13 protein-coding genes are annotated in these 12,170 nt (G+C 59.4%); 2 read left to right on the top strand and 11 right to left on the bottom strand.

Translation table 11 applies throughout. The features are described 5' to 3' along the window. Positions 1 to 160: 160 nt before the first annotated feature. Genes ACZZZU_RS22260 through ACZZZU_RS22250 form a run of 3 tightly spaced genes read right to left on the bottom strand, consistent with a single transcriptional unit; the run spans position 161 to position 2,151 of the window. Positions 161 to 970, bottom strand: a complete 810-nt coding sequence (locus tag ACZZZU_RS22260) for an OmpA family protein (RefSeq protein ID WP_122496856.1) — start codon at positions 968 to 970, stop codon at positions 161 to 163. Beyond that, positions 967 to 1,320 carry a DUF4398 domain-containing protein gene (locus ACZZZU_RS22255; RefSeq protein WP_241000653.1) on the bottom strand — a complete coding sequence of 118 codons (354 nt, stop codon included), beginning with the start codon at positions 1,318 to 1,320 and terminating at the stop codon, positions 967 to 969. The genes ACZZZU_RS22260 and ACZZZU_RS22255 overlap by 4 nt, the downstream gene beginning before the upstream one ends. A 12-nt stretch (positions 1,321 to 1,332) precedes the next feature. After that, positions 1,333 to 2,151: a transporter substrate-binding domain-containing protein gene (locus tag ACZZZU_RS22250; RefSeq protein ID WP_122496852.1), complete on the bottom strand. Its 819-nt coding sequence runs from the start codon at positions 2,149 to 2,151 to the stop codon at positions 1,333 to 1,335. Between the two features lie 115 nt (positions 2,152 to 2,266). Between ACZZZU_RS22250 and ACZZZU_RS22245 the strand changes: the two genes are divergently transcribed. Continuing rightward, positions 2,267 to 3,196 carry an alpha/beta fold hydrolase gene (locus ACZZZU_RS22245; RefSeq protein WP_463551836.1) on the top strand — a complete coding sequence of 310 codons (930 nt, stop codon included), beginning with the start codon at positions 2,267 to 2,269 and terminating at the stop codon, positions 3,194 to 3,196. Between the two features lie 61 nt (positions 3,197 to 3,257). Here ACZZZU_RS22245 and ACZZZU_RS22240 read toward each other — a convergent pair whose 3' ends face one another. Together ACZZZU_RS22240 and ACZZZU_RS22235 are read right to left on the bottom strand one after the other, a co-directional pair. Then, a complete protein-coding gene (locus ACZZZU_RS22240) occupies positions 3,258 to 4,187 on the bottom strand; it encodes an electron transfer flavoprotein subunit alpha/FixB family protein (RefSeq protein ID WP_463382235.1) in 930 nt (309 codons plus the stop codon). Then, entirely contained in the window at positions 4,188 to 4,937 is a 750-nt protein-coding gene (locus ACZZZU_RS22235; protein WP_463541656.1) for an electron transfer flavoprotein subunit beta/FixA family protein, read from the bottom strand. It abuts the gene before it with no gap. A 321-nt stretch (positions 4,938 to 5,258) separates the two neighbouring features. On the opposite strand from ACZZZU_RS22235, the gene ACZZZU_RS22230 reads away from it, so the two are divergent. Then, positions 5,259 to 6,923, top strand: coding sequence for an electron transfer flavoprotein-ubiquinone oxidoreductase (locus ACZZZU_RS22230; RefSeq protein ID WP_463551835.1), 1,665 nt, complete (start codon positions 5,259 to 5,261; stop codon positions 6,921 to 6,923). Between the two features lie 331 nt (positions 6,924 to 7,254). Here ACZZZU_RS22230 and ACZZZU_RS22225 read toward each other — a convergent pair whose 3' ends face one another. The 6 genes from ACZZZU_RS22225 to ACZZZU_RS22200 all read right to left on the bottom strand — a co-directional run bounded on the left by ACZZZU_RS22225 (position 7,255) and on the right by ACZZZU_RS22200 (position 12,119). Next, positions 7,255 to 7,818, bottom strand: coding sequence for a DUF1285 domain-containing protein (locus ACZZZU_RS22225; protein ID WP_463551834.1), 564 nt, complete (start codon positions 7,816 to 7,818; stop codon positions 7,255 to 7,257). Positions 7,819 to 7,830: 12 nt separating this feature from the next. After that, positions 7,831 to 8,433 (bottom strand): DUF4823 domain-containing protein, encoded by a 603-nt coding sequence (locus ACZZZU_RS22220; protein WP_122496840.1) that lies wholly within the window; start codon positions 8,431 to 8,433, stop codon positions 7,831 to 7,833. Positions 8,434 to 8,527: 94 nt separating this feature from the next. Further along, positions 8,528 to 9,745, bottom strand: coding sequence for a multidrug effflux MFS transporter (locus ACZZZU_RS22215; protein WP_463551833.1), 1,218 nt, complete (start codon positions 9,743 to 9,745; stop codon positions 8,528 to 8,530). A 92-nt stretch (positions 9,746 to 9,837) separates the two neighbouring features. Further along, positions 9,838 to 10,287 carry a MarR family winged helix-turn-helix transcriptional regulator gene (locus ACZZZU_RS22210; protein ID WP_463551832.1) on the bottom strand — a complete coding sequence of 150 codons (450 nt, stop codon included), beginning with the start codon at positions 10,285 to 10,287 and terminating at the stop codon, positions 9,838 to 9,840. A gap of 133 nt (positions 10,288 to 10,420) precedes the next feature. Continuing rightward, positions 10,421 to 11,389: a GTP 3',8-cyclase MoaA gene (locus ACZZZU_RS22205; protein ID WP_463382229.1), complete on the bottom strand. Its 969-nt coding sequence runs from the start codon at positions 11,387 to 11,389 to the stop codon at positions 10,421 to 10,423. A 91-nt stretch (positions 11,390 to 11,480) separates the two neighbouring features. Continuing rightward, a complete protein-coding gene (locus ACZZZU_RS22200) occupies positions 11,481 to 12,119 on the bottom strand; it encodes a TetR/AcrR family transcriptional regulator (RefSeq protein WP_122451389.1) in 639 nt (212 codons plus the stop codon). Between the last annotated feature and the right edge of the window lie 51 nt (positions 12,120 to 12,170).

Genomic DNA, 12,170 nt, shown 5'->3' with positions numbered 1-12,170 from the left:
GCGCTCATCGCGGGCTGGACGTGGGCTGCGGTTTACTGAACGAGCCTGGATCCTCGCGTGCGCGAGGATGACGGTGGTGGGTTTGGGAGGCCGGATAACACTGGGCATAAAAAAGCCCCGGACGCTGCGAGCGACCGGGGCTGGGTATGAGGCGCTCGGACTACCGATCCGAGCCCAACTTGCCCTGGTCGTCAGAGAACACGATTTCCACCCGACGGTTTTGCGCACGGCCACGGGACGAGGCGTTTTCGGTGACCGGGAAATCGGCGCCGTAACCGACGGCCTGGATACGGCTTTGGTCGATGCCAAGGTCGATCAGGGTGTCGGCCACCGCTTGCGCGCGCGCCTTGGATAGTTCGAGGTTTTCCTCCCGGCTGCCCCGGTTGTCGGTGTAACCCTCAACGCGCACCACGCGGCGGGGGTTGAGCTGGAGGAACTGCACCAGTTTGAGCAAGGTGCGATTGGCGGCCGGCTTCAACTCGGCATCGCTGGCGTCAAACAGCACATCGCCCAGCGTGAGTACCAGACCACGGTTGGTTTCGGTGGCGGCCAGATTGATCTGCTCTTCCAGCCATTTGCCCTGCTGCTGGACGCTCAACAGCTTGGCTTCACGCAGGTTGAGTTGCAGCCGTTCGACGTCCATTTGCAGCTTGGCCTGGCGCTCTTGATTGACGCTGAGCTTGGTGTGCTCGGCGGCGATCGCGCTGTAGCGCTGGCTCAGGTAGGCGTAATGCTGAACGTCAGCATCGCTGCCCCAGTAGGTGGACAAACGATCGGCGCGCGACAGCGAGTCGCCGGCGCGAATCACATCGCGGGGGGCGTAGCGCAGGGCGTCGGTGTCTTCTTTGACTTTCTGAAAACTGTCGCGGGCGGCTTCCAGGCTTTGCTCGGCATCCGGTTCAGTGGCGCAGCCGGTGAGCAGCACGGTGGCCACGGCGGCGGCAAACAGGCGGTAGGCAATCGGGTTCACTGCATCGCCCCCAGTTGTTTGTGAAGGCGTTTGATGCGGGCGTTCAGATCAGCCAACTGTTTTTCACTCTTGCTGGTGAGCACGCGGCCCTCGGCCAGGCGCGCATCCAGTTCGGCTTGTTCGGCAAACATGCGCGCGCGTTTGTAGTCTTGCTCGTTCATGTTTTTCTGCGCGCGGGCCAGCTTCTGTTCGGCCAGCACCATCTCGGGAATCTGCTCGTCGGCGCCCACCGCTTTGGCTTGGGCGACGGCCTGTTCAGTCAGGCGCATTTGTTCGATCGGCGCGGGGTCTTTGGTACAACCGGCCAGCGCCACAAGGGCCACGGCGATTGCCAGTGTGCGTCTATGAATCACAAAAAGTTCCTACTGTTTCGAGGGAGTCGCCGCCTGCAATTGCTGTTCTTTCCAACGCTCAAGATTGCGTTCCAGCAAGGCTTGCGGGGCACCAGAGGCGGCCAATTCTGTCATTTTTTTCGCCAGTTGTCCGCGTAGCCACGGCTCGTTGCAAGCCGAGTTGAACGACAACGTCAGGTACAGGCCTTCGCTGGAAATCGGCGGCTCAAGGGCTTCAAGGTCGGCGGTCATGCCCAGGGTTTCGGCGAGCGCCAGGCCCGGATAACGTTCATACAACACGTAGTCGGTGCGTTCCAACAGCAGCTTTTGATACGCCTGGGTAAGGCTCGGTACGGTTTCCAGGCTGAGGTTGTCTTTGGCGTAGTGGTCGAAGGCCTGGCCGAAACTGTTGTTCACCAAGGTGCCACCGGTGTGCAGGCGCAGGTCGTCCCACTGGGCATACGGGAAGCCTTTGCCGCGTTTTACCCAGACCACGCTGCTGGTTTCCAGAAACGCGGGATGCACGTAATCCATGGTTTCCAGACGGGACAATGTGAGGAATGCGCCGGCAATCATGTCGACCCGCCCGGTGCGCACTTCTTCCTGCGCGCGCGACCAGGGGCCGGTGTAGATCACGTCAATGGTGAGGTTGAGTTCTTTGCCCAACTGTTTGAGCAAGTCGGCGTTGGCGCCTATCAGCTGCTTAGGGTTGGCCGGGTCGCGCCATAAATAAGGAGGGTATTCAGGGTTACCAGTCGCCACCAGGCGTTCACACTTTCCAGCAGCAGCGCTCAAGCCTGGCAAACCGGCGAGCAGCAACAACAGCGCGATAAGGTGGCGTATCTGCATCAGCGGGTTTCCCGAACTGAACGTTGGTTGGGGGTGACGGCCTGGTGTGCCGACCACACACAGCGTCATGCTAGCTTAGACGAATTGAAATAATTATTGGCGATAAGGACGGTCCATGAAAAAACTACTCGTTGGGTTTGCGATCTGCGTGGCAGCAATTGCCGCGCTGCTGTACTTCTCCCCCGCCACCCTGATGGCCACGGCTCAGTTCGCCGAACGGCAAATGGCCGGGCTGAGCAGCGAGCAGACCATGGTCGGCGACCTGAGCATCCACTATTACCAGGGCGGCCCGGCCGACGGCGAAACCATTCTGATGATTCACGGTTTCGGCGCCAACAAAGACAACTGGCTGCGCTTCGCCAAATTCTTTACCAAGCGCTATCAGGTGATCGCCATCGACCTGCCCGGCTTCGGCGATAGCAGCAAACCGAATGCCAGCTACGACGTGGGCACCCAAGCCGAACGCGTCGCCGCTTTCGTAAACACCCTGGGCCTGAAAAAACTGCACGTGATTGGCAACTCCATGGGCGGCCAAATCGCCGCGCTGTATGCCGCGCGCCACCCGGAAGAAGTGCTCTCGGTGGGCCTGCTGGACAATGCCGGCATTACCTCACCGAAGAAAAGCGAGCTGTACGAAATGCTCGAACGCGGCGAGCCGAACCCGCTGGTCGCGCGTGACGCCGAGAGCTTCGCCAAGCTGGTGGCCTTCGTGTTCGTTGAGCCACCGGCGATGCCGAAGAACCTGCAGCGCTACATGGCTGAGCAGGCGAGCGCCAGAAGCGAGCAAAATGACAAAGTGTTCAGCCATCTGCGCGAGCGCTACATTCCGCTGGAACCGGAGCTGCCAAAAATTCAGGCGCCGACGTTGATACTGTGGGGCGACAAGGATCGCGTGCTGGATGTGTCGAGCATCGAGGTGATGAAGCCGCTGCTGAAAAAGCCAACCGTGGTGATCATGAAAGACTGCGGCCATGTGCCGATGATCGAGCGGCCGGAAGAAACGGCCGGGCATTACCAGGCGTTTCTGGACAGCGCGAAAAGCTAAGGTGTCAGGCATAAAAAAACCCGCTCAGTGAGCGGGTTTTTTATTGGGCAGAAAGCGCGGGTTAAACCAGCTTTTCCAGCTCCGGTACAGCTTCGAACAAGTCCGCAACCAGACCGTAATCGGCAACCTGGAAGATCGGCGCTTCTTCGTCTTTGTTGATGGCGACGATGACTTTGGAGTCTTTCATACCGGCCAAGTGCTGGATGGCGCCGGAAATGCCGACCGCGATGTACAACTGCGGTGCGACGATTTTACCGGTTTGGCCAACCTGCATGTCGTTCGGTACGAAACCGGCGTCGACAGCAGCACGGGATGCACCCACAGCTGCGCCGAGTTTGTCGGCCAGTGCGTACAGGTGTTTGAAGTTGTCACCGTTCTGCATGCCACGACCGCCGGAAACGACGATTTTGGCAGCGGTCAGCTCAGGACGGTCGGACTTGGCCAGCTCTTCGCCAACAAAGGACGACTTGCCAGCATCAGCCGGGCCGCTCACTGCTTCAACAGCAGCGGAACCGCCAACAGCCGCAACCGGATCGAAACCGGTGGAACGCACAGTGATCACTTTCACGGCAGCCGAAGACTGCACGGTAGCGATGGCGTTACCGGCGTAGATCGGACGCTTGAAGGTGTCAGCGCTTTCTACCGAGATGATCTCGGAGATTTGATCAACATCCAGTGCAGCGGCAACGCGCGGCAGGATGTTTTTGCCGTTGGAAGTAGCGCTAGCCAGGATGTGGCTGTAGCTCTTGCCAAGGTCAGCGATCAGCGGCGCAACGTTTTCTGGCAGTTGGTTAGCGTAGGCAGCGTTGTCAGCTACCAGCACTTTCGAAACGCCAGCGATCTTGGCAGCAGCTTCCGCAGCGGCGCCGGCATTGCTGCCTGCAACCAGCACGTGAATGTCACCACCGATTTTTGCAGCAGCGGCCACAGTGTTCAGGGTGGCTGGCGCCAGGGCGGAATTGGTGTGTTCAGCGATAACCAGGATAGTCATTTAGATTACCTTCGCCTCGTTCTTCAGTTTCTCGACCAGTTCAGCAACCGACTTGACCTTGATGCCTGCGCTGCGAGCAGCCGGCGCTTCAACTTTCAAGGTTTTGACGGTAGACGAGGTGGAGACGCCCAAAGCGTCTGGAGTCAGAGTCTCCAGCGGCTTCTTCTTGGCTTTCATGATGTTCGGCAGCGACGCGTAGCGCGGTTCGTTCAGGCGCAGGTCGGTGGTCACGATAGCCGGCAGGTTCAACGCAACGGTCTGCAGACCGCCGTCGATTTCGCGGGTGACGTTAACCTTGTCGCCAGCTACTTCAACCTTGGAGGCGAAGGTGCCTTGCGCGTAGCCGCTGAGGGCAGCGAGCATCTGGCCGGTCTGGTTGTTGTCGCTGTCGATGGCTTGTTTGCCGAGGATGACCAGCTGAGGCTGCTCTTTATCCACAACAGCCTTGAGCAGCTTGGCCACGGCGAGCGAGTTCAGCTCTTCCGCGGTATCAACCAGAATGGCGCGGTCAGCACCCAGAGCCAGCGCGGTGCGCAGCTGCTCTTGAGCGGTGTTCGGGCCGATGGAAACCACGACGATCTCGGTAGCCACGCCTTTCTCTTTCAGGCGGACGGCTTCTTCCACAGCGATTTCGCAGAAGGGATTCATCGACATTTTGACGTTGGCGAGATCAACGCCGGAGTTGTCCGCTTTGACGCGAACCTTGACGTTGTAGTCAACCACTCGTTTGACAGCTACAAGAACCTTCATGGATTCCTCGTTACTCTCCGGTGAATAAGAAGTCGCCAAAAGACAATGGCGGGTGATGCTCGTCGGCCGGAACCGACGGTCAGCCTACAGCACGGCTAGCGCAAAACCGCCCGTATCTTGACCGTATCGCCCAAACGGGTCAATACGACAAAATGGCCACTTTAAGCCGCGTAAACCTGATTCTAGCAGGCTATTGAGAAATTCAAACAAACGTTTGTATTGGACCCGTCGGGGTCCGTGGATATAATGCGCCGACACAGCTCACGGAACGAGCCCGATCCTCAAATAAAACATAGATAGAGCCTGAGTAGGAGATTGCCTGTGGAACGCGAATTTATGGAGTTCGACGTCGTCATCGTTGGCGCCGGCCCAGCGGGCCTGTCCGCCGCCTGCCGACTGAAGCAGAAAGCCGCCGAAGCGGGTAAAGAGATCAGCGTCTGCGTAGTCGAGAAAGGCTCCGAAGTCGGCGCCCACATCCTCTCCGGCGCCGTGTTCGAGCCCCGCGCACTGAACGAGCTTTTCCCCGACTGGAAAGAGCTTGGCGCCCCGCTCAACACGCCGGTCAAGCGCGACGACATCTATATGTTGAAAGATGCCGAAGCCGCCATCAAAGTGCCGAACCTGTTTGTGCCTAAAACCATGCACAACGAAGGCAACTACATCATCTCCCTCGGCAACCTCTGCCGCTGGCTGGCGCAACAGGCTGAAAACCTGGGCGTGGAAGTCTATCCAGGCTTTGCCGCGCAAGAAGCGCTGATCGACGAAAACGGCGTGATCAAAGGCATTCTGACTGGCGACCTGGGCGTAGACCGCGAAGGCCACCCTAAAGAAGGCGTGTACACCCCGGGCATGGAGTTGCGCGGTAAGTACACCCTGTTCGCCGAAGGCTGCCGTGGCCACATCGGCAAGCAGCTGATCAAGAAGTACAACCTCGACAGCGACGCCGACGCCCAGCACTACGGCATCGGCATCAAGGAAATCTGGGACATTGACCCAGCCAAACACGAGCAAGGCCTGGTGCTGCACACCGCCGGCTGGCCGTTGGACGTTGTCGGTACCGAGAACACTGGCGGCTCGTTCCTGTACCACTTGGAAAACAACCAAGTGGTTGTTGGCCTGATCGTTGATCTGTCGTACGCAAACCCCCACCTGTCGCCGTTCGACGAGTTCCAGCGCTACAAGCACCACCCGGTGATCAAGCAGTACCTGGAAGGCGGCAAGCGCGTTTCCTACGGCGCCCGCGCCATCTGCAAAGGCGGCCTGAACTCGCTGCCGAAGATGGTGTTCAACGGCGGCGCGCTGATCGGGTGCGACCTCGGCACCCTGAACTTCGCCAAAATCAAAGGCAGCCACACCGCCATGAAGTCCGGCATGCTCGCCGCTGACGCCGTGGCCGACGCCCTGTTCGCCGGTAGCGAAGGCGGCGACCTGCTCAATGGTTACGTCGAGTCGTTCAAAGCCAGCTGGCTGTACGACGAGCTGTTCCGCAGCCGCAACTTCGGCGCGGCGCTGCACAAGTACGGTCCGCTGCTGGGCGGCGCATTCAACTTCGTTGACCAGAACCTGTTCGGCGGCAAAATCCCGTTCACCCTGCACGACAACAAGCCGGATTACGCCTGCCTGAAGACCGCTGCAGAGTCGAAGAAAATTGCCTACCCGAAACCGGACGGCAAACTCAGCTTCGACAAGCTGAGCTCGGTATTCCTCTCCAACACCAACCATGAAGAGGAACAACCTTGCCACCTGAAGCTGATCGACCCAAGCATTCCGCTGCTGAAAAACCTGCCGCTCTACGACGAGCCTGCGCAGCGTTATTGCCCAGCGGGCGTGTATGAAATCGTGACGCAGGAAAACGGCGAGAAGAAATTCCAGATCAACGCCCAGAACTGCGTGCACTGCAAAACCTGCGACATTAAAGACCCCGCCCAGAACATCAACTGGGTGGCGCCGGAAGGGGCTGGCGGTCCGAACTACCCCAACATGTAATAGCGTTGGGTAAAAATAAGGGCTCCCTCGGGAGCCCTTATTTTTTCCTGCCCCGATCGGCTGCGCGTCGGCCGGGCTGCGTTAAAAACGCTTTCTGAATGCTCATTGGCTACAGCCAACTGCGCTTCAAAAACCGTTTCTGCCTTGCGCGGCTCTAGCTCGCTCGATCTGCTTCTCGTGAATTCCAACCCAAAGCCAAAGAGGCCATTACGCCAAAGCATCGAGGCTGAAGCCTCTCCTACGGGAATCGTGTTTTTGTAGGAGAGGCTTCAGCCTCGATTCCTGCAAACCTCGATGAGCCGCATGGCGCAATCGTCACCTATTCGCGGCATCAATCCGGCTGTGGCGCAATGGGGAAAAACTCGCCGCTGCTCCATACGCCCAGCCAGCTTCGGCCATCGATGTCGCGGGGCACCGCCAACTCGACCAACTGGTAAAACACGTTGCGGTGAATCAGCGCCTCCAGGTTGGTGCGCACATGCACATACGGCGCGGGCTCCTCGGTCGTCGGGTCGATCACAAAGCGCATCGGGTGCTCCGGCCCCGCCTCGGTCACGTCTTCCACGTTGGTGGTAAAGCGCAGCACCTGCGCCTCGCCCTCGCCTTCCACATCAACGCTGACGGCTACGAACGGCGCGTCATCGACGGTGATGCCGACCTTCTCAACCGGAGTAATCAGAAAATAGTCATCGCCGTCGCGGCGGATGATGGTGGAGAACAGGCGCACCATGGGTTTACGGCCAATCGGCGTGCCCAGGTAATACCAAGTGCCGTCCCGGGCGATGCGCATGTCGATGTCGCCGCAGAAATCCGGATTCCACAGATGCACCGGCGGCAGGCCTTTGCTTTTCGGAATTTGCCCGAGCAGGTCGCCCGCCTTGCCTGGATCACTCATGCCCTCTCCTCTCTATTCATTCAAACCCAGCAGACGACGCGCGTATTCCTGCATGGGCGGCCCAACCAAGTCGTCGGGCTTGTTGTCGTATAGCGTCAGAAAACCACCACGGCTTCGAATGCGCGCGGTATCCACCAGGTAGCGCGTGTTGGTCTCGATCAGCATCACTTGAATCACGCTGTGGTCGACACCCAGGCGATCCAGCGCTTCCTGCTCGGTCCATTCGTCTTCGGTGCCGATGCGATCATCAGCGCCGGCGAACCGTGTATACAACAGGTAATTCGCGCCCGCCGCCCGCGCCTGGCTCAGCGCTTCGTCCAACCCCGCCGGCTGCTTGGCACGACGCACCATTGGAAAATATTCGACAAAGCCGTTGAACGCCTGTTCCGCCACTATGTTGGGGCGCGGCGCATGGCCGCCCGGCGGCACGAAATGCCCCTGGGCTATATAGATGAAGGAATCGGCCTGCAAACGCCACGGGCTGGACCGGCGGATATCGCTGTGGTCGAGCAACCCGGCATCGCTGAGTTGATTGAGAGCGCCATCGCTCAAGTCGCTGACTTTCATGCAGCCCCCGAGGGCCAGCAGCGTCAGCAGCATAATCAGATTACGCATAGTGAGTCTCCGCACGTCGGTGACAGAAAGCCGACGCATAACGCGCAGGCTTGCAGCTTCCGCGCCAGGCTTCAACTCAACGCCCAGAGAGCGCTCACTTCACGGCCAAGAAAACCAGGAACGAGGCAGTCAGCGCGCCAGTTGCCACCAGCGCAAACGAGGTATACGCCGGCAGTCCGAGACTCGCACCCACCGTGATCGCGGCGGCCGCGCAGCTCATTTGCAAAAACCCGAGCAGTGCCGAGGCAGTACCGGCTTGCTTGCCAAATGGATGCAGCGCAATGGCCGTACCCAGCGGATTAACAAGCCCCATACCCAACAGAAAAACCGTCTGAGACACGCAGAACGCCACGAAATTATCCGGCGCAACAAACAACCCAGCGCTTCCCGCCAACGCCGCCACGATGCCACAACGGCCGACGAATGCGGGGCCTTTGACGCGCGCCAGACGCGGCGCCGTAAATCCCGCGCCGAAGACCACGAAAACGGTGGCGGCGAAAAACACGCCCAGTTGCAGCGACGACAAGCCGAAGCCGCCCATCAAGATCGCCGGAGCCATGGAGAAAAACGCGTAGAGCGTGCCGATCACCAAACTCACCGACAATGCCGGCGCAATGAAACGGCGATCCAGCAGCAACTGCTTGTAGCTCGAAAGAATCGCGCCGATCGAGAGCTTCACCCGGTTGTCCGCGCCATGGGTTTCGCCCAGCCGCGCCGCGTAGTGAACGGCCAGCACCACCGCGAGGATCGCCACGAAACCGAACGTCGCACGCCAGCCGAAAAAGCTGCTGAACAATCCGCCGAGTAGCGGCGAAAAACCCGGCGCAGCGGCCATAGCCACCATGATCATCGCCAGCGTGCGGGCAAGCTCATCGCCGTCAAACAAGTCGCGGGCGATAGCGCGTGACAGCACCGACGTCGCGCAAACCCCCAGCGCTTGAACGATTCGCCCGGCGATTAGAACGGATAGCGTGTGCGACATCGCGCAGACGGCACTGCCCACAACGAACAACACCACGCCCGCCATCACCAACCGGCGACGACCGAAGCGGTCCGACAGCGGCCCGACAAACAACTGGCCCAAGGCAAACGCCAGGAAAAAGCTGCTAAGCGTGGCGCTGAGTTCAGTCACCGAAGCGCCTAGATCGCCCGCCATCGCAGGGAAGGCCGGAAGAATGATATTGGTCGCCAGCGCACCGAGGGCGGCGAAACCTGCCAACAGAAACAACAACTCTCCAGTCAGGCGGATTGGCGTCTTCATCGTCGCTACGTTTTCCTGCGCGGGCAGGCGATTGTGTTCAGTGGTTTCCATCGCGGACATCCGTATGGCTGCAGTGCAACAAGCCCGTAGGTGAGGAAAGAGCCGAGTGGTAGTCGAGCTCTGCGTTAATAATCAACGTGGGTTCAGCGCGTGACATCGGCTTCTTCGCCGAGCGAGGCGATACAGCCGTCGAGCAGCTCGTGCAGCAAGGCGACCCGCTCGACACCGAGCTGTTCGTTCAGCACCGTCTGCGCTTGCTTCCAGGCCACCAGGCCCTCCTCCCGCTTGGCCTTGCCAGCGTCGGTCGCCTCAACCAGACGGCTTCTTGCATCCCCCCCAGCGCCCACGGCAACCCAGCCCTGCGTCACCAACGGCTGCATATTTCTGCTCAAGGTCGAGGCATCCATTTGCATGCGTTTTGCCAGGTCGCCGGGGCGAATCGGCCCGAGTTTGACGATGAAAGAAAGCAGCGCGTACTGCGTATTTTTAAGACCGGACTGCGCGACAAAGCTGTCGTAGTGACGCGTGACGATACGGGTCAGCTGACGAAGCTTGAGGTTGGTACAGCCCTGAGGGGTGATTGGCTTATTCATGGACATGAGTGTATATGCAACAGTTGCATATGCAATCATTCACGCGACGAGTAAGTTCGGCGCGAAGCGTGATCGAAGGGAGTGAGTGTTGCGAAGAACCGCGCCCCCGTGGGCGAGAGGCACGGATAACGAGTTAGCCGCCGATGATTTTCATCACGGTAACGCCGCCAGAAAAGGCGACCTCCTGCTTGTCCCCCAGCGCTTTCATCAATAGTCCTTGCAGCGCAGGCAAAGCTTGGTGGCGGGGTTTTTCCAGCAGGTCGCCAACGTAGTGGCGATTGCTCGACGACAGGCAACCATGCAACCAGCCGGTGGACGACAGGCGCAGGCGAGAACAGGTACGGCAGAACGGCACGCTTTCGTTGGCAATAACGCCAAAATAGCCGTGGCCGGGAATTTGATAACGCAGCGCCGTAGCATCCAGCGGCGCGTCGGCTTGTTGGTAGTCGTAACGCTCGCCAATCATTTCCAGCAGCGCCGGCATGCTGATGAATTGCTGCTGAAAGCTGTTGCCATCACGGGCCAGGTGGCCCATGCGCATCAGCTCGATAAACCGCAGTTCGAAGCCACGCTCCAGGCAGTAATCGAGCAGCGGCAGCACTTGATCAAGGTTTTGGCCCCGCAGCGGCACCATGTTCAGTTTGATTTTCATGCCCGCCGCCCGCGCCTGTTCCAGACCGTCGAGCACGGTGGCCAGGTCGCCACCGCGAGCGATTCGGCGGAACGCGGTCGGGTCGAGGGTGTCGAGGGAAACATTCAGTCGGCGGATACCGGCTTCGCGCAGAATCGGCAGTTTTTTCGCCAGCAATTGACCGTTGGTAGTCAGGCTGATATCGCGCAGGCCCAGCGTGCTGACGCCTTGCAACAGCGCCTCCAGCTTGGGACTGACCAGCGGCTCGCCACCGGTAATGCGCAATTGCTCGATGCCGGCCGCCTCGATCAGGTAAGCCACACCACGAACCAGGGCATCGGCCGACAGTTCGTCTTGCGCTGCGACCAGGCGTTTACCGTCTGGCACGCAATACGTACAGGCGTAGTTACAGGCGGCGGTCAGACTGATCCGTAAATTGCGGAAGCGCCTGCCCTGACGGTCAACGATCATGGATGACTCCGGCGAAGAATAGGCCGGAGTATAAGCCCGCCGTCAGCCTATCTGCATGCCGTACATGCCGAAATAGACTGACTGAATGGGTTCAGATGACTGGAGGCTCGCCATCGCGCTTGCGCTTGTTGCCCATGCGCACGCCGATGTCCATCAGGAATTGGAAAAAGCCTTCCTGGTCTTCCAGCACATTGCTCCAGAACGGCGAGTGGTAAAGCGCCACGGCGCCATGTACCAGCGCCCAGGCGGCGCAATAGTGGAAGTACGGAGGAACGTCTTCCAGCTTGCCTTCGGCGATACGGCCTTTGATCAGCAAGGTAAGGCGTTCGAAGTTGGAAGCGCGAATTTTGTGCAGCTGTTCGACCATTTCCGGCACTTGATTGCCCTTGACCACTTTCTCTTCCAAGCGGTCAAACAGGCGATAGCGCTGCGGGTCGCGCATGCGGAATTCGAAATAGGCGCGGGACAACGCTTCCTTGTCGCGGTCCACGTCGGCCGAGTGCAGCAGCTCGTTCAAATCCCGCTCGTAGTCGAGCATCAGACGCAGATACACCTCAGCCTTGGATTTGAAGTGCTTATAGATAGTGCCTTTGCCAATCCCTACGGCGTCGGCGATCATCTCGACCGTGACGCTATCCTCACCCTGTTCTAGGAAGAGTTTCAGCGCGACATCGAGAATCTCTTGCTCGCGGCGGCGAAATTCACGGATCTTTCGGGGTTCTTTCTGCATAGGAAGAGACTGCGGAGGTCAAAAATCGAAGCCGCGTATTATGCCTATTTA

It is taken from the genome of Pseudomonas sp. AC136 (assembly GCF_979258585.1).
Note: the sequence above shows the minus strand (reverse complement) of the source record. Positions and strands in the feature narration are given on the sequence as shown.